The organism is Nocardioides soli (genome assembly GCF_014191495.1).
Taxonomy (GTDB): domain Bacteria; phylum Actinomycetota; class Actinomycetes; order Propionibacteriales; family Nocardioidaceae; genus Nocardioides; species Nocardioides soli.
Genome location: NZ_JACHWR010000004.1, coordinates 38,720 through 55,935 on the forward strand (window position 1 = coordinate 38,720; position 17,216 = coordinate 55,935).

At 72.8% G+C, this 17,216-nt stretch carries 15 protein-coding genes; 11 read left to right on the plus strand and 4 right to left on the minus strand.

The window, feature by feature from the left end; all coding sequences use genetic code 11:
• Nucleotides 1–17 precede the first annotated feature (17 nt).
• The 4 genes from FHU40_RS23125 (at nt 18) to FHU40_RS27825 (ending at nt 4,937) form a co-directional block, all read left to right on the plus strand.
• A complete protein-coding gene (locus tag FHU40_RS23125; protein WP_183594869.1) occupies nt 18–2,870 on the plus strand; it encodes an aconitate hydratase in 2,853 nt (950 codons plus the stop codon).
• Nucleotides 2,871–3,108: 238 nt separating this feature from the next.
• A complete protein-coding gene (locus tag FHU40_RS23130; RefSeq protein ID WP_183594870.1) occupies nt 3,109–3,408 on the plus strand; it encodes an MTH1187 family thiamine-binding protein in 300 nt (99 codons plus the stop codon).
• Between the two features lie 10 nt (nt 3,409–3,418).
• Nucleotides 3,419–4,090 (plus strand): thioredoxin-like domain-containing protein, encoded by a 672-nt coding sequence (locus FHU40_RS23135; RefSeq protein ID WP_183594871.1) that lies wholly within the window; start codon nt 3,419–3,421, stop codon nt 4,088–4,090.
• Nucleotides 4,091–4,190: 100 nt separating this feature from the next.
• Nucleotides 4,191–4,937, plus strand: a complete 747-nt coding sequence (locus FHU40_RS27825; protein ID WP_221200219.1) for a collagen-like protein — start codon at nt 4,191–4,193, stop codon at nt 4,935–4,937.
• Here the strand turns inward: FHU40_RS27825 and FHU40_RS23145 are convergent.
• Entirely contained in the window at nt 4,915–5,706 is a 792-nt protein-coding gene (locus FHU40_RS23145; protein ID WP_183594872.1) for a GNAT family N-acetyltransferase, read from the minus strand. The genes FHU40_RS27825 and FHU40_RS23145 overlap by 23 nt on opposite strands.
• Before the next feature lie 60 nt (nt 5,707–5,766).
• On the opposite strand from FHU40_RS23145, the gene FHU40_RS23150 reads away from it, so the two are divergent.
• From FHU40_RS23150 to FHU40_RS23160, 3 genes are all read left to right on the plus strand, one after another.
• A complete protein-coding gene (locus FHU40_RS23150; protein ID WP_183594873.1) occupies nt 5,767–6,174 on the plus strand; it encodes a YjbQ family protein in 408 nt (135 codons plus the stop codon).
• Nucleotides 6,171–6,968 (plus strand): inositol monophosphatase family protein, encoded by a 798-nt coding sequence (locus tag FHU40_RS23155; RefSeq protein ID WP_183594874.1) that lies wholly within the window; start codon nt 6,171–6,173, stop codon nt 6,966–6,968. Before FHU40_RS23150 ends, FHU40_RS23155 begins: the two co-directional genes overlap by 4 nt.
• A 114-nt stretch (nt 6,969–7,082) precedes the next feature.
• On the plus strand, nt 7,083–7,484 hold the full coding sequence (locus FHU40_RS23160; protein ID WP_183594875.1) for a hypothetical protein: 402 nt from the start codon (nt 7,083–7,085) through the stop codon (nt 7,482–7,484).
• Between the two features lie 30 nt (nt 7,485–7,514).
• On the opposite strand, the gene FHU40_RS23165 is transcribed toward FHU40_RS23160, so the two are convergent.
• The 3 genes from FHU40_RS23165 to FHU40_RS23175 all read right to left on the minus strand — a co-directional run bounded on the left by FHU40_RS23165 (nt 7,515) and on the right by FHU40_RS23175 (nt 10,718).
• The gene (locus FHU40_RS23165) at nt 7,515–8,831 is read right to left on the minus strand and encodes a FlgD immunoglobulin-like domain containing protein (RefSeq protein ID WP_183594876.1); all 1,317 of its coding nucleotides are present in this window, start codon (nt 8,829–8,831) and stop codon (nt 7,515–7,517) included.
• A 190-nt stretch (nt 8,832–9,021) separates the two neighbouring features.
• Nucleotides 9,022–10,020, minus strand: a complete 999-nt coding sequence (locus FHU40_RS23170) for an S-adenosylmethionine:tRNA ribosyltransferase-isomerase (RefSeq protein WP_183594877.1) — start codon at nt 10,018–10,020, stop codon at nt 9,022–9,024.
• The gene (locus tag FHU40_RS23175; protein WP_183594878.1) at nt 10,017–10,718 is read right to left on the minus strand and encodes an SDR family NAD(P)-dependent oxidoreductase; all 702 of its coding nucleotides are present in this window, start codon (nt 10,716–10,718) and stop codon (nt 10,017–10,019) included. Before FHU40_RS23175 ends, FHU40_RS23170 begins: the two co-directional genes overlap by 4 nt.
• A 176-nt stretch (nt 10,719–10,894) precedes the next feature.
• Here FHU40_RS23175 and FHU40_RS23180 point away from each other — a divergent pair, with 176 nt between their 5' ends.
• The 4 genes from FHU40_RS23180 to FHU40_RS23195 all read left to right on the plus strand — a co-directional run bounded on the left by FHU40_RS23180 (nt 10,895) and on the right by FHU40_RS23195 (nt 17,204).
• Complete coding sequence (locus FHU40_RS23180; protein ID WP_183594879.1) at nt 10,895–12,508, plus strand: peroxidase family protein; 1,614 nt, start codon at nt 10,895–10,897, stop codon at nt 12,506–12,508.
• 79 nt (nt 12,509–12,587) lie between these two features.
• The gene (locus FHU40_RS23185; protein ID WP_183594880.1) at nt 12,588–15,659 is read left to right on the plus strand and encodes an FtsX-like permease family protein; all 3,072 of its coding nucleotides are present in this window, start codon (nt 12,588–12,590) and stop codon (nt 15,657–15,659) included.
• Nucleotides 15,656–16,528, plus strand: a complete 873-nt coding sequence (locus FHU40_RS23190; RefSeq protein ID WP_252275305.1) for an ABC transporter ATP-binding protein — start codon at nt 15,656–15,658, stop codon at nt 16,526–16,528. Before FHU40_RS23185 ends, FHU40_RS23190 begins: the two co-directional genes overlap by 4 nt.
• A complete protein-coding gene (locus tag FHU40_RS23195) occupies nt 16,521–17,204 on the plus strand; it encodes an ABC transporter ATP-binding protein (RefSeq protein ID WP_183594881.1) in 684 nt (227 codons plus the stop codon). The genes FHU40_RS23190 and FHU40_RS23195 overlap by 8 nt, the downstream gene beginning before the upstream one ends.
• Nucleotides 17,205–17,216: the final 12 nt, after the last annotated feature.

The following is a 17,216-nucleotide window of genomic DNA, read 5'->3' on the forward strand; positions in this document are numbered from 1 at the left end:
GACGAGACATTCAGGAGATGACGGCTGTGGCCAGTCAGAACAGCTTCGGTGCGAAGAGCACCCTGGACGTGGACGGGAAGTCCTACGAGATCTTCCGCCTCGACGCGGTCGAGGGCGAGGGCCTGGACGTCGCGAGCCTGCCGTTCAGCCTCAAGGTGCTGTTGGAGAACCTGCTGCGCACCGAGGACGGTGCGGACATCACCGCCGACGACATCAAGGCGCTGGCCGGCTGGGACGAGAGCGCCGAGCCCGACAAGGAGATCCAGTTCACGCCGGCGCGCGTGATCATGCAGGACTTCACCGGCGTCCCCTGCGTCGTCGACCTCGCCACGATGCGCGAGGCGATGGCCGACCTCGGCGGCGACCCGTCGAAGATCAACCCGCTCGCGCCCGCCGAGATGGTCATCGACCACTCCGTGATCGCCGACGTCTTCGGTACGCCGGAGGCCTTCGAGCGCAACGTCGAGATCGAGTACGAGCGCAACCGCGAGCGCTACCAGTTCCTGCGCTGGGGCCAGGGCGCCTTCGACGACTTCAAGGTCGTCCCGCCGGGCACCGGCATCGTGCACCAGGTCAACATCGAGCACCTCGCCCGCACCGTCTTCACCCGTGAGGTGGATGGCGAGTTGCTCGCCTACCCCGACACCTGCGTCGGCACCGACTCCCACACCACGATGGTCAACGGCATCGGCGTGGTCGGCTGGGGCGTCGGCGGCATCGAGGCCGAGGCCGCGATGCTCGGCCAGCCGGTGTCGATGCTGATCCCGCGCGTGGTCGGCTTCAAGCTCTCCGGCGACCTGCCCGAGGGCTCGACCGCCACCGACCTGGTGCTCACCATCACCGAGATGCTGCGCCAGCACGGCGTGGTCGGCAAGTTCGTCGAGTTCTACGGTCCGGGCGTCTCCGCGCTGCCGCTGGCCAACCGCGCCACGATCGGCAACATGAGCCCCGAGTTCGGCTCCACGATCGCGGTCTTCCCGATCGACGAGGAGACCGTCAAGTACCTCGAGCTCACCGGCCGCTCCGCCGAGCAGCTCGCGCTGGTCGAGGCCTACGCCAAGGCCCAGGGCCTGTGGCACGACCCGAGCGCCGAGCCGCGCTACAGCGAGAAGCTCGAGCTCGACCTGGGGACCGTCGTCCCGTCCATCGCCGGCCCGAAGCGCCCGCAGGACCGGATCGAGGTCACCGACGCCAAGCAGTCCTTCCGCGGGGCCCTCACGGCGTACGTCGAGCACGAGGCGCCCGCCGTCTCGGGTGCGTACGACGAGGCGCTCGAGGAGTCCTTCCCGGCCTCCGACTCACCGGCCGCGCACGAGGACATCCACGGGCAGACGCCCGCCCGCGACTACCTCACCTGCGCGCCGACGGACGGCGGCCGGGCGAGCAACCCCGCGACCGTCACGCTCGAGGACGGCACCACGTTCGAGCTCGACCACGGTGCGGTCGCGATCGCGGCCATCACCTCGTGCACCAACACCTCCAACCCGTCGGTGATGATCGGCGCGGCGCTGCTCGCCAAGCGGGCCGTCGAGAAGGGCCTGCAGCGCAAGCCGTGGGTCAAGACCACGCTCGCCCCCGGCTCGAAGGTGGTCTCGGACTACTACGAGAAGTCCGGCCTCACGCCGTACCTCGACAAGCTCGGCTTCAACCTGGTCGGCTACGGCTGCACCACCTGCATCGGCAACTCCGGCCCGCTGATCCCCGAGGTCTCGGCCGCGGTCAACGAGAACGACCTCGCCGTCGTCTCGGTGCTCTCGGGCAACCGCAACTTCGAGGGCCGGATCAACCCCGACGTGAAGATGAACTACCTCGCGTCCCCGCCGTTGGTCGTCGCCTACGCGCTGGCCGGCTCGATGGACGTCGACCTGTTCAACGACCCGCTGGGCCAGGACACCGACGGCAACGACGTCTTCCTCAAGGACATCTGGCCCTCGCCGTCCGAGGTCGAGGAGGTCATCGCGTCGGCGATGTCGGCCGAGACCTTCGCCCAGGAGTACGCCGACGTGTTCGCCGGCGACGAGCGCTGGCGGTCGCTGCCCACCCCCGAGGGCGACATCTTCGAGTGGGACGCGGACTCGACGTACGTCCGCAAGCCTCCCTACTTCGACGGCATGCCCGACGAGCCGACCCCGGTGTCCGACATCGAGGGCGCGCGGGTGCTGCTCAAGCTGGGCGACTCGGTCACCACCGACCACATCAGCCCGGCGGGCGCGATCAAGAAGGACTCGCCCGCGGGCAAGTACCTCGCCGAGCACGGCGTCGAGCAGCGGGACTTCAACTCCTACGGCTCGCGGCGCGGCAACCACGAGGTCATGATCCGGGGCACGTTCGCCAACATCCGGCTGCGCAACCAGCTCGCGCCGGGCACCGAGGGCGGCTTCACGCGCGACTTCACCAAGGGCGCCAGTGGTGAGCAGAGCGTCACCACGGTGTTCGAGGCGTCGGAGAACTACCTCGCCGCCGGCACGCCCCTGGTCGTCCTGGCCGGCAAGGAGTACGGCTCCGGCTCGTCGCGCGACTGGGCCGCCAAGGGCACCTCGCTGCTGGGCGTGCGGGCCGTGATCGCCGAGTCCTACGAGCGGATCCACCGCTCGAACCTGATCGGTATGGGTGTGATCCCGCTCCAGTTCCCCGAGGGCGAGGGCGCTGAGTCGCTGGGTCTCACCGGCGAGGAGGAGTTCTCGTTTGCGGGCATCACCGCGCTCAACGAGGGCCGTACCCCCAAGACCGTCAAGGTCACGGCCACCGCTGCCGACGGGCGCAGCGTGGAGTTCGACGCGGTCGTCCGCATCGACACCCCCGGCGAGGCGAACTACTACCGCAACGGCGGCATCATGCAGTACGTCCTGCGCAACTTGCGTCGGGGCTGAACAACGCCGAGTCGGCGCGAAAACACCCTCGAGTCGGCGCTGCTTCACCCGAGACCTGGTGAAGTAGCGCCGACTCGGCATTTCGGCCAACCTCTCCGGGGGCTGGGTGCGTGGGTGGGGGTGTGACTGCTCCCCGGGAGTCCGGGCGTCGTGCGAGGAGTACGTCGGCGGGCGGCGGGCGGCGCTGACGCGGGCACCGGTATGGTCCGCTCGTCGGAGTGCTGGCTACCGTTGCCGCATGATCGTCGCGTTCAGCATCTCTCCGACCACCGGTGACGAGACCGGCAGCGTGTCCGCGGCCGTGGCCGCGGCGGTACGGGTCGTCAAGGAGTCCGGGCTGCCCTACGAGCTGAACTCGATGTTCACCAACGTCGAGGGCGAGTGGGACGAGGTGATGGCGGTCGTGAAGCAGGCGGTCGACGTCGTCGCCGAGGTGTCCCCGCGGGTGGGCCTGGTACTCAAGGCCGACATCCGGCCGGGCTGGGAGGGGCAGCTGACCGCGAAGGTCGAGCGGGTCGAGCGGCTGCTCGGGGACTGACCGCCGCCCGATGAGCGACCTGCCGCCACCGCCGGCGTACCCGCCCCCGCTCGGCCCGCCGCCGGCGGGCCCGCCCGCGACGTTCCTGGTGTCGTCGGCACCCACGCCGCCGCGCCCCGCGCGCGGTCCGGTGATCGCGCTCGCGGTGATCGGGGTGGCGATCGTGGCCTGCCTGGCGGTGGCGGTGCCGATGCTCCTCGTCGAGGACCCCACGCCCGCCGACCTGAGCGCGGTGCGGGCCTACGACGACCTGCCGGTGGAGCACACCGCCGACGACGTCGACTACCCGCAGAGCCCGCCGGTCGGCGGGCGGCACGACCCGACCTGGCTCGACTGTGGCGTCTACGACGAGCCGGTACGCGAGGAGAACGCCGTGCACGACCTGGAGCACGGCACGGTGTGGATCTCCTACGACCCCGACCTCGATGCCGGCGACGTCGCGACGCTCGCCGAGCGGCTGCCGCAGAACGGCCTCCTCGCGCCGTACCCCGGCCTCGCCGCACCGGTCGTGGTGACCGTCTGGGGCCGGCAGCTGGAGCTCGAGGGTGCGGACGACCCGCGGCTGGAGCTGTTCGTGCGCCGGTACGGCGGCGGGGAGACCGCCCCGGAGCCCTTCGCGTCGTGCGCGGGCGGCGTGCGCGCTCCCGACGGCGGCGGCTCCGGGTCGGGCGCCGACGTCTGAGGCGACCCGGCGCTCCGACGAGCCTGCCCGAAACTCCTGCGGAGGTGGCGTTCGAGCCCCTAGCGTCCGAGGGTTCCCTGTTCCCGGACGAAAGAAGCACATGAACCGATCAACCAAGGTCAGCCTGTCCGTCCTCACCGCCGCTGCGATCTTCGTCGGCGGCACCACGACCGGCGCCGTCGCCGGACGGCTGATCACCGGCGACGACATCGCCAAGCACGCGGTCGCCAGCCGCCACCTCGCACCGGAGAGCGTCGGACCGAACAAGCTCAAGGCCGGCCTGCTCGACGAGATCCGGTCGGGCCAGGACGGCACCCCGGGCACGGACGGAACGGCCGGCCCGGCGGGTCCCGCCGGCAAGGACGGCGCGCCCGGCGCGAAGGGCGACAAGGGCGACAAGGGCGACCCCGGCGACTCCCTGGTGACCGCCTGGTCGAGGATCACCGACGACTCCACCCCGGGCGCCGACAACGGCCTCGGCGCCTGGCTGGTGCCGATCGTCGCCAACAGCGGTGGCGGCGACACCGAGACCACGATCCTCAGGTTCGGCCTCCCCGAGGGCACGTACGTCGTCGACGTCACCGCGCAGTTCTTCCTGGGCGACCCGTTCAGCGAGGACTACGGCGTGGTCACGCTCTACCAGGACGCCGACAACATCCCCGGCACCATCTGGACCGGGAACCTCCCCGGTACGGCGGAGGCCGCGCAGACGAGCGGCGGGCACGTCGTCACGGTGCCGCCGGGCGGCAGCACCATCGACGTCGTCGCCTCCATCCGCGGCGACGAGGACGGCGCTGCCGGCGCGCAGGCCATCATCACGAAGGTCAACCCTCCACAGCTGGGGTGAGCTGAGCGGTCAGCTGCACCTCGGCGTCGGTGAAGCCGACGGAGCGGTAGACCCGGATCGCGAGGTACTCGGGGTCGGCGACCATCACCAGGGTCGCCGCCCCGAGCTCCTCGAAGCCGTACCGGCTGACCCGGTGTACCAGGGTCCCGGCCAGGCCACGCCCGCGGGCCTCGGGGTGGGTCTTGACCTGCTGGAAGCGCGCCAGGCCGGGGCTGGCCGAGAACAGCCCCATCGAGGCCAGCAGCCGGTCGCCGACGAAGGCGCCCCACCACGCGCCGACGCCGCGCTCGCTCAGGGTCCGCTCGGCCGCGGTCTTCGCGACGACGAACTCCTGACCGCTCTCCTCGTGCTCGCCGGCGATCCCGAGCTCGAGCTGCTGTCGCCAGTCGTCGTCGCCGGAGAGCGGCCGATAGGTCGCCTCGCGGTTGGGCCGCGGCGGCTCGTGCACCGACGTCGCCGTCATCACCGAGGATGCGTCGACCTCCAGCCCCGCCAGCCGGAACGGCTCGAGGTCGTCGAGGCCGCCGGCGCCGCCGTCGACGCCGAACGCCAGGTGCCGGGACCGCGGGTACGTCGAGCGGAACCGGTCGACCCACGCGGGCAGCTCCTCGGTCGTCGGCGGGCGGGGGAGCAGCAGGAAGTTGCCCCAGTAGTACGTCGGGTTGTCCGGCGTACGCACCGCGAGGAACGAGCCGTGGTCATCGACCTCGCTTCCCGCCAGTCGCAGCAGCGCGAGATCGGTCCGGAAGGCCAGGGAGCGCACGTCCATGGCGCGACGCTATCCGCCCGTGACCCCGGTCGTGGCCCGGGCCATGACACCATCGGCACCGTGGACAGCGAGACCCGCAGCTACCGGACCGGATCCGACGAGGTCGTGCTCGACCTGACCGAGGACTGCCGCGAGTTCCTGTCCGGCCGCGGCGACGGACTGCTCAACGTCTTCGTCCCGCACGCCACGGCGGGCATCGCGGTCATCGAGACCGGTGCCGGCAGCGACGACGACCTGCTCACCGCGCTGGGCGACCTGCTGCCCGCGGACGACCGGTGGCGGCACCGGCACGGCAGTCGCGGGCACGGGCGCTCGCACGTGATGCCCGCGATCGTCCCGCCGCACGCGACGATCCCCGTCGTCGGCGGCCGGATGGCGCTCGGCACCTGGCAGAGCGTGTGCCTGGTCGACCTGAACGTCGACAACTCCGAGCGCGAGGTGCGGTACTCGTTCCTCGGTGGCGCGTGAGTCCTCGTCCGGGACCCGACGCCGAGGTCGCCCTGGCGGCGACGTCGGCCGGCGCGGCCGTCGTCCGGGCCAGGTACGGATCCCCGCAGGAGCGCTTCGCCAAGACCGCCACCGACTTCGCCACGGCGACCGACATCGAGGCGGAGCAGGCGATCCTCGCGGTGCTCCGCGACGCGCGACCCCACGACGCGCTCCTGGGCGAGGAGAGCGGGCGCACCGGAGCGGTGCGGGCCGACCGCACCTGGCTGGTCGACCCGCTGTGCGGCACCCTCAACTTCGCGGCCACCACACCGTTGGTCGCCGTGAACGTCGCGCTGCGTGACGGCGCGTCTGTCGTGGCCGCCGCCGTGGCGGATCCCCTGGCCGGCGAGGCGTTCTGGACCGACGGCGACGGTGCCTGGCTGCGCCGCGGCTTCGACGACACCCGGCTCGAGCCATCGCCGGTCAGCGCCCTCGTCGACGTCAACCTCGACGCGGTCCACCCCGACCCCGATCGCTTCCGTCCCGCCGAGCTGCTCGGCCATCCGGACTTCCGCGCCCGGTTCGGCGGTCGGGTGCTGTCGACGACGCTCGCCCTGGCCTGGGTCGCGGCGGGCCGGCGCGCGGCGTACGTCACCGACGGCCACTTCGTCGACAACGTGCACTTCGCCGCCGGTATCGCGCTGTGCCGGGCCGTGGGGTGCGTCGTGACGGACCTGCGCGGCGCGGAGGTCGACTCCGCCGGCGGTAGCGGGCTGCTCGCCGCCGCGGACCGGGAGACGCACGCGGCGCTGCTGACGCTCATCGGGTCGTAGGGGTCGCGCCGTCCCGCGACCGGCCGCTGGAACTCGCGGGCTGCCCGCGGCGTCCTATCGGTCCGGCGGGAGGCACGGACAGGTCGGGAGGACGGCGTCGTGGGGGATCGGACCATGTCGCTCGTCGGAACCGCGCTGCTGGCACTCCTCGCGGCGCGTGGCGCCGATGCGCCAGAAGGGGCCGAGGCGGGCCCGGTCATCACCGTCGTCGAGGACTGGAACGCCTACCCGGCCGCCCAGGTCGTGGGGCAGCTGCGTGAGCGGGAGGGCTGCCTGCTGATCGGCGGGAGCGTCGTCTTCTGGCCGCAGGGCACCACGTGGGATGGCGCCGCGCGGGCCGTGGTGCAGGTCGACGGGTCGAGAGTCGTCGTTGGCGAGCGGTTCGACGGCGGCGGGGGCTGGTACGACCCGGCGACCGACTTCGCGGACCTGCTCGGCTCGTCCGAGGCGGCCCGGCGCGTGGCCACCTGTGTCGACGAGACGGCCGCCGGGAGCGTCGTGGTCGCCACGCCGTAGCGAAGCCCCGGCGCGGGTGGTCCGGGATCCTCAGCCGGTCGGCGGCGCCCAGTGCACGAGGTCGACGGTGAACGAGTCGACGTCGTACCCGCCCGTGGCGGAGCCGACGGTCCATCCGAACCGGCCCGTCTGCCCGATCCGGTCCGTCCGGAACCACTCCGACACGGTCGTCCCGTCGCCGGACGGTACGGCGCTCGAGACGGCGCCCGCCGGGTAGTAGTACGCGTTCGCCGTCGTGTCGCCGGCCGCTGCGGGACCGCCGGAGACGCTCAGCCGGATCCGGTCGACGACCGGGTCGAGCGGGGGGAACGGCAGCGTCGTCTCGAACCTGGCCAGGGCGGTCGGGCCGAAGCTGAGCCCGGTGCCGAACCGGGTGCTCTGTCGCGCGACAGCGTGCGGTTCGCACTCGTAGTACCCGGGCGGGCACGAGTAACCGTTCTGGACGAGCAGGTCGCTCGGGTCGTCGAACGTCTTGGACCAGTCCTGCCGGACCAGCGAACCGGCGGCCACCGTGATGTCCATGCTCTTCGAGACGCGGTGGCCGTAGTTGTCGGACCAGTCCGCGTGGACCGTGTACAGGCCGTTGGGGACCCGGGCGCCGGACGAGCTCGTGCCGTCCCACAGCAGGTGACCCGGGTACGTCTGCTGGCGGACCACGGCTCCGGCCGCATCGGTGATCGACAGGCGCGCTGTCGATCCCTCGGGGTCCCACCGGCCGCCGGGCAGCTCGTTCGTCGAGATCGAGATCTGGTCCTTGATCGCGGTCGTGTCGGGGTAGAGCGACCTGCGGCTGACCGTGATCGCCGGCGACTGGTCGTCTCGCAGATGGAACGTCGTATGCGAGTCCACGACCAACGAGATCGAGCCCGCCGGGCGCTTCTTCCCCAGCGGCCTCGCCTTCACCGTGATCTCGTAGGAGCCGTCCTCGACGACCCTGCCGTCGTCGTCGCGACCGCGCCACCACCAGGTTCGATCGCCGGCCTTCCGGGTCCCGACGTCGGCGCGGCGCACGACCTCCTTCGTCGCCACGCCGTCGTACGGGCTGGAGTGCGAGTCCGAGGACATCGGGCGGATCACCACCGACACCCGGGCCTTGGCCCGCAGCCGGAACGGGACGCCGACCGCGTCCGCCGACCCGTCGCCGTCCGGCGAGAAGTAGCGGTACGGCGAGACCTTCTGCTCGGCGATGACCGGCTTGGGCTTGGCCTTGGGCTTGGTCTGGGGCTTGGCGGCCGACGGCGCCACGGCGGCCGTTGCCGGCACCAGGCCCGCCGACCCCGCCAGGACCGCGAGCGCAGCGCCGACGACGACCAGGCGCGCACCTCGGCGCTCACGCAGCACGTTCATAGCCAGAGAAGCGTAGGGGCCGACCTGGGTGTTACGCCGCCGAATCGCCGGTCTGGACCGGAGCGGTGGTCGGCGGGTGGTTTCGAGGCTCAGGCCTGGCGGCCTTCGCACCTCAACCAGCGTGTCTACCGACGGTGGTTGAGGTGCGAGGCGCGCCAGCGCCGAGCCTCGAAACCACCGATCGCGCGGCTCAGGGGAGCAGCAGCATGGTGTCGCCGAACTCGTGCCACAGGTACGGCGGGGCGCCGAGGGTGGCGAGGTCGGCGTACCCGCGGTCGACCAGGCGGCGGCCGGCGACGGCCGCGAGGAGTTGGAGGTGGGAGGCCTCGGCCTCGTGGAGGCCGGTGAGCAGGCCGTCGACGACGCGGGCCGGCCGGGACTCGTCGAGGACCAGGGAGGTCCAGCCGGCCGTGGGGATCACCCGGGTGTCGACGGTGGCGGCGGACTCGAGCGCGCGGACGACGGTGGTGCCGACGGCGACGACCCGGCGACCCGCGGCCCGGGTCGAGCCGACCAGGCGGGCGGTGGCGGGAGGCACGGCGTACTTCTCGGGCTGCGGCGGCTCGTGCTTCTCCTGGCTGGCCACGCCGGTGTGCAGCACCACCGGGGCGATCACGACCCCGGCGGCCATCAGCCGGACCAGCAGTCGCTCGGTCAGCGGCCGCCCGGCGCTGGGCATCTCGGCGCTGCCGGGGTGGGTGGCGTAGACGTTCTGGAGCGCGTCGAGCGGCCACGACCCGTGCACGTAGCGGTAGCGGATCGGGCGACCCCAGCGGTGCAGGTACGTCGCGCGGTCGACCGTCGGCGACGGGAGCGCCCGCCACAGCCGGGTCTGGCCGGCCGGGTGCGGCTGCTGCACCCGCAGCGTGAGCCCGCCGGGCAGCGTCAGGGCCTCACCCGGCACCGGCATGGCCGGGCCGCTGTTGTCGGGCTGGCGCACCTCGACCACCCAGCTGCCGTCGTCGAGGCCGGCCGACACGTGCACCCCGAAGCCGTCGGCGTCCACCGCGGCCGGCAGGGTCGCGCTGGTGTTGACGACGAGCAGGTCGCCGGGGCGCAGGTGGTCGGTCAGCCGCGACGCGGTGGTGTGGCTGGTCCCGGCCGGGGTGACCACCGCGAGCCGGACGCCGTCGCGGGCGACACCGCGCGCCTCGGGCGGCACGGCAGCCTCGCGGATCGTCACGGTCATCCACGCACCCCCGTCACCGGCGCCAGGTCGGCGGCCCGGTAGCGCCCGCTCGGCAGCTCGCCCTCGACCAGCGCCATCAGGTGAGGTACGGCGGAGACGGGCTCGGGCCGGTCGGAGATGTCCTCGCCTGGGAACGCCGCCTGGTGCATCGCGGTGCGCAGGTCGCCGGGATCGGCGGCGTACACCCGGACCAGCGGCTCCTCGGCGGCGAGCACCCGCATCGCGTGGTCGAGCGCGGCCTTCGCCGACCCGTAGCCGCCCCAGGTCTCGTACGCCTCGACCGAGGCGTCGGAGGTGATGGACAGGATCCGGCCGCGGCGCCCGCGCAGCTGGGGGAGCAGGAGTCCCGCGAGGGCGACGGGGGCGACGACGTTCACCTCGAGGATGCGGGCGTACGTCGAGGGGTCGAGGTCGGCGAGGCGGGGGAGCGGGCTCGCGCCGAGGGTGCTCGCGTTGTTGACCAGCAGGTCGGCGCCGCCGAGGTCGGCGGCCGACGCGGCGAGCGCGCCACGGTGCCAGGAGTCGGTGACGTCGCCGGCGACCGTGAGGTGCGGGCCGCCGGGCAGGCCGGCGACCGCGGACTGGAGGCGGTCGGCGTCGCGCGCGTCGGCGACGACCGACCAGCCCGCGCCGGCCAGTCCGTGGGCGAGGGCGAGGCCGAGGCCCTGGGACGCGCCGGTGATGACGGCGACAGGCATGGTGGATCTCTCCTAGGAGTCGATGTCAGGAACTCGTCCCCACCAGGCTGCAAGTTGAAGTGAACTTAAAGTCAAGAGGATCGACGAGATTCCGGACGCATCGGCCGAAGAGGTGCCACCGAACATGGCCAACCTGGGCGAGGCGGTCTGGCGGCTGCCCGTCCTAGCGTCGGACGATGAACACTCGGCACGGTTCAGAGACCTTCTTCATCGAGGGCGAGGGCGTGGTCAACACCCAGCTCGGCGGACGCCGGGGCGACCAGCCCGATCCGATCACGGAGCCGGACGCTCCACCGGCCCCAGCGGTGCGGCGCGCCGCCGCACCGCCGTTCCGCTTCTCGCGGGTGGGACCGCGCGGCCGAGTCGTCCCGGAGCAGCTCGCACTGACGCTGGCCAAGGCGATGACCAAGGGCGGCGTCGGCCGCGGCGACGTGCCGGCCGGCTACACCTATCTCGGCCAGTTCATCGACCACGACCTGACGATGGACGCGACCGACGTCCGCCTGGGCGAGGACGTGACGCCGGCCGAGCTGCTGCAGGGCCGCTCGCCGACGCTGGACCTCGACTCGCTGTACGGCGCCGGTCCGGCCGACGCGGGCTCGGCCGGGTTCTACGCGGCGGACGGCGTGCGGCTGAAGACCGGCGACACGATCCGGACCGGTCCGGACCGCGCGAAGGCGGGACACGACCTGCCCCGGGTCGGCACCGGGTCGCGCAAGGAGCGGCGTCGGGCGCTCATTCCCGATCCCCGCAACGACGAGAACCTGATCGTCGCCCAGACCCACCTGGCGATGATCCGCTTCCACAACCGCGTCGTCGACAAGCTGCCGGCCAGCGTCCCGCCGGCGCAGCGGTTCCGGCGGGCACGCAGGTCGGTGACGCTCCACTACCACTGGCTGATCAGGCACGACTACCTGCCGCGCATCGTCGACCCCGCCGTCGTGGAGGACGTCTTCACCCACGGCCGCAGGCTCGTCGACCCGGCGGTGGCGCCCACCGAGATGCCGCGGATGCCGGTGGAGTTCTCGGTCGCCGCCTTCCGGCTGGGGCACAGCATGGTGCGGCCGGTCTACGACTGGAACCGGCGGTTCCCTCAGGGCATCGGGTCCCTCGACTACATGTTCCAGTTCTCCGCGCTCGGCGGCGACCTCGGGGGCGAGGACCGCCTGCTCAGCAACTGGATCGCGGACTGGCGGCGGATGTACGACTTCCCGGCCGGCGGGCACCCGCAGCTCGCCCCGCCTGACCAGGTCAACCGGGCCCAGCGCATCGACACGCTGCTGACCGACCCGCTCGAGAACCTGCCGCCGAGCACCTTCGGCGGGAGCGCCGGGATCCCGTTCGACGACCGCCGGCGCAACCTGGCGTTCCGCAACCTGGTGCGCGGCTCGATGCTCAAGCTCGCCAGCGGCCAGCAGATGGTGGCCGCGCTGCGCGCGGCGGGGGTCTCGGTGCAGCCGCTGAGCCGGCGCCAGATCGTCCAGGGCAGCGGAGGAGCGAAGCTCGACGGCCTGACCGGCCGTCAGCAGGACGCGCTCGTCGAGCGCACGCCGCTGTGGTTCTACGTGCTGCGCGAGGCCGAGACCGGCGACGGGCGGATGCGCCGCGTCGGCGGTCGTCTCGTGGCCGAGACGTTCCACCGGGCGATGGAGGGCAGCCGCTTCTCGCTGCTGCGCAACCCGGACTTCCGCCCGGCTCACGGACGGGGCGACACCTTCGAGATGACCGACCTGCTCTTCTTCGCCTTCGCGGGCAGGGCGACCGGCATCAACCCCCTCGGCGGCGCCTGAGCGCCCCTGCGTGCCGCAACCGTCGATCGCCGTCCGTATGAGATGGTGGCTCGGTTTGGTGCACCACGGGGGTTGAGACGTGAGGCGTTGGCGCTACCGGCCGCTGCAGGCCGCTGCCGTCGTGGCGCTGGCTGCCCTGATGACCGCGTGCGCGGCGTTCGCGCCCCTGTACTACCGTGCGATGCAGCAGGCGCTCACCGAGATCACGATCGACAACGCACCGGTCCTCGACTCCAGCGTGCTGATCTCCGTGACGCCGTCGGACGAGTTCTCCTCCGCGCCGGTGCTGCCGCCCGAGGTGGTCGCGAACAAGCTCCCGGCCGAGGTCAGGTCGGACTTCCACGAGCCGATCCTGAGCTACAGCGGTCGCGCAGAAGTGCTGCCCGGCGAGCGCACCGATCCGGTGGGTGAGCTGGTCTGGCGCAGCGACCAGTGCGACCATCTCGAGTTCACCGCGGGCGCCTGTCCGACCGCGACCGGCGAGATCGCCGTCAGCCCGGCCGACGTCGACATCTTCGGGTTCGACGTCGGCGAGACGGTGCACGTGCCCGGGGCCGCGCAGCCTGACGGCCGCGCACCGGTGCTGGACCTGAAGGTCGTCGGCGTCTACCGCCAGGTGCCGTCGGACTACTGGTTCGGCCAGTCGATCACCGGTCGCTCCGGCGTGGTCTCGCTCGATCCGCCGCAGGTGATCCAGCACGACGTGTGGCTGACTCCGCGCGAGACGTTCGAGAGCGATGGCACCAGGCCCGACGCCCGTTCGTCGAGCGCCGGCTTCCTGATCGACCAGGTTGCCGTGGGGGTCGACCAGCTGCTCGAGCTCGGCCCGGTCATCGACGACCTCGCGCACGCCGAGCCGGAGCTCGGGGTCACGCCCGCGAACGTGGTCTCCGGTCTGCCCGGCCTCGCCGACGACGTGCAGGGCCAGATCGATCAGTCTCGGGTGACGGTCCCGCTGCTGATGGCCCAGCTGTGCCTGCTTGCGGTCGTCGTGCTCTGGCTCGTGCTGCTGGCGATCACCGAGCAGCGCCGGCCCGAGGTGGCGCTCGCCCGGCTCCGTGGTCGTGGGCGGCGGGGCGCACGCTGGCTGCTGCTGGCCGAGCTGTTGCCGATCACGTTGCTCGCGCTGGTGCCGGGTGCCGTGCTCGCCGTGCTCGCCAACTGGTTCGCCCGCCGCGTGCTGCTGCCGGGGAGTGTGCCGTTTGAGCTCGGCTGGCCGTTTCTCGCCGCGCTCGTGCTCGCCGGGATCGTGCTCGCGGGCGTGACCGCGATGGCCGTCAGCCGGGTCGCTCGCGAGCCCGTGGAGCGGCTGCTGCGCCGGGTGCCGCCGCGCACTTCAGGCTGGGCACTCGGGGCGACGGAGGCCGTGATCATCGCCGGCGCCGGCGGCATCGTCGTCGTGTTCGCGACCGGGGGGCTCGACGGACCGATCGCGCTGGCCGCGCCCGGCCTGCTCGCCATCGTGGTCGGCCTCGTACTCGCCCACCTCACGACGCCGACCGCCGCCCTCCTCGGCCGACGCCGGCTGCGTCGGGGAACGGTGCGTGCAGGGGTCAGCCTGCTCGACGCGGCGCGGAGCCCGGCGACCCGGCGCATCATCGCGATCGTCACCCTCGCCTCGGCGCTTGCGGTCTTCTCCGCCGACGCCCTGGTCGTCGGCGGGCGCAACCGGGTGACCGCGGCCCAGCAGGAGGCGGGCGCCGCCCGCGTCGTCGAGGTCCGCGGGAACGAGCTGGCCGAGTTGCGTGCGGCCATCGACGAGGTGGACCCCGACGGGAAGCAGCTGACGCCGGTGGTGCGCGTGCTGCCGCCCGGTGAACAGGCGATCGGGACGCTGGCGGTGGTGGCGTCGTCCTTCCGCGACATCGCGCTCTTCCCCGGCGGCACGGCGTCCGAGGCCGTGTGGGGCAAGCTCACCCCGCCGGACGTGGAGCCGATCGACCTGGTCGCCGACGAGCTGAGCCTCGATGTCGATGACTCGACGCTCGTCTCCCATCGGACCGACGGCGAGTCGCACCCGGTGACCATCGGCCTGGACCTGGTCAACCGGCGGGGCGAGACCCTGCACACCACCTTCGGGGTGCTGCCGGAAGGGCCGGCCGATCACCGCAGGTTCACCCAGCGGGTCAGCTGCACGGAGGGCTGTCACGTCACGGGGGTCTGGGCCAGCACGTTGCCGAGCGCATCGCTCGAAGGCGCTGTGACCCTGCGCAACCTCACCCAGCGACCGTCGGGGGAGGTCGTGCCACTCGGGCCTGCCGACGAGTGGACGCCGTACGACGTGCGCGAGGACGGCACGGTCACGCCGTCCTCGAACACTCCCGACGACCTCACCGTCACCTTCGACGGCCGGGGCGCGACCCCGATGACCATGCAGCAGCGCTGGCTCCCAACCATCGTCCCAGCGCTGGTGGCGGGTCCGCTGCCGCCGAGCGCGGTGGGCAACCGCTTTCAGCTGGCCGGGCTCGACGGCGAGCTCCAGCAGGCCGCGCAGGTCGGCACGTTGCCCCGGGTGCCGGCGTCGCCCGCGAACACGTTCGTCGCCGACCTCGACTCCCTGCAGCGCGGCCACTCGGTGCTCGCGACCGATCAGCTCGAGATCTGGTTCGCCGACGACGACCCGGCGCTGCTCGACCGGGTGCGTACCGCGCTTGATGAGCAGGGGCTGGCGATCTCCTCGACCACCACGCTCGCCGACGTACGCCGCGGCTACGACGCCTCGGCCGCGGCCTGGAGCCTCCAGCTCGCGGCCGTGGTCGGTGGGGTGGCCCTGCTGATCGCACTGCTCGTGCTGGTGGTCAGCGCCGTCAGCGGGTGGCGCTTCCGCACCCGTGACTTCGCGGCCCTGCGGATGAGCGGCGTCCCGCGAGCCTCGATCCGGGCGATGGCGGTCGCGGCCCAGCTCCCCGCCGTGCTGGTCGGCGTCGTCGCCGGTGGCATCTCGGGTGTGGTGGGTGCTCAGCTCGCGATGCCGATCGTGCCGCTCTTCGCCACCGCGCCCGAGGTCTCGACGCTCGACCTCGACACCGCCTGGTGGGCGGTACTGGTCGCGGTGCTCGCCGCGCTCGCGGTGCTGGGGACCGGCAGCGTGCTCATCGGCCGGGCCCTGGCGGCGCGGTCGGAGCTGCGACGACTGCGGGAGACGCTGTGACCGATTTGGGGACCGCTCGTGCCACCGCCACCGGGCTGCGGGTCAGCACCCAGCGCCTGGTGCACATCTACCGCTCCGAGGGCCACGAGGTGGCCGCGCTGTCCGGGGTCGACCTCGAGGTGGGCGCGGGGGAGATGGTCGGCCTTCTCGGGCCGTCCGGCGCGGGGAAGTCGACGCTGCTCAGCCTGCTGGCGGGCGTGTTCCGGCCCAGTGCCGGCAAGGTGTTCGTGGGGCCGGTCGAGCTCTCCGCGGCCCGCGACCGCCAGCTCGACGAGCTGCGCGCACTCGAGGTCTCCCTGATGCTCCAGGGCGCGGGCCGCAACCTGCTGCCGTACTTCACGCCGCTCGAGAACGTCCGCTTCGCCCAAGGGGTGGCGCGTCAGTCCGGAAAAGACCTGCCCGAACCCGAGGAGGTGCTCGCCGGCGTCGGCCTGGTCGCCGAGGCGGAGCGGCCGCTGTCCGAGCTCAGCCCCGGCCACCTCCAGTTGGCCGCGCTCGCGGTCGCGATGGCGCCGCGGCCGGGGCTGCTGCTCGCCGACGAGCCGACCAGCCAGCTCGAGCATCGCGCCCGCGACCTCGTCCTCGAGCGGATGGCCGCCCTCAACCGGGAGCTCGGCACCACGGTGGTGCTGGTCACCCACGACCCGGACGTCGCGGCGTTCCTGCCGCGCACGATCACGATCCGCGACGGCCGCGTGGGCGGGGAGGGCCGCAGCGGCGAGGAGTACGCCGTGGTCACGCCCGACGGCTTCCTGCCGCTCCCGCTGCACGTCCGCGACGAGCTGCTGCCGGGCACGCTCGTGCGGTTCCACCTGCTCGAGGACGGGAGCTACACGCTGCTCCGGGAGGAGGGTGGGACCGATGCATGAGCTGGTGGCCCGAGGTCTCGAGGTCCGCTACGGCGCCGGCGAGGCCCAGATCGTCGCGCTGCGCGACGTCGACCTGATGGTGCAGCCCGGCCAGCTGCTGGCCGTCACCGGCCCGTCCGGCGCCGGCAAGTCCACGCTGCTGTGGGCGCTGGCCGGCGCGGTGCCGCCGAGCGAGGGCACGGTCGGCCTCGCGGGCACCGGGCTGACCGACCGGACCCAGGCCGCCGCCCTGGGCGTGGCGATCGTGCCGCAGGGCAACGGGCTGGCGTCCTCGCTGACGGCGGCCGAGAACGTCGTCGTCCCGCTGCTCACCGCCGGGGTGGCGGCCGACGAGGCCTTCCGTCGTACCGCCAGCGCGCTCGCCCTGGTCGGCCTCGAGGAGAGCGGCAACCACCTGATCGAGGAGCTCTCCGGCGGTCAGCAGCAGCGGGTCGCGCTGGCGCGGGCCTTCGCCGCGCAGGCGACCGTGCTGCTCGCCGACGAGCCCACGAGCGACCTCGACGCCGCCAACCGTGAGCGGGTCATGTCGGCGCTGCGCGCCGAGGCGCAGCGCGGCGCCGTCGTCGTGATGGCCACCCACGACCCGGAGGCCGCGGAGCAGACCGACGGCGAGCTGCATCTCGACGAGGGCGTCGCGACCTGGCGACGTCCGCTCGGGCAGCCGGTGCGCCGCTGACGGACACGTCCG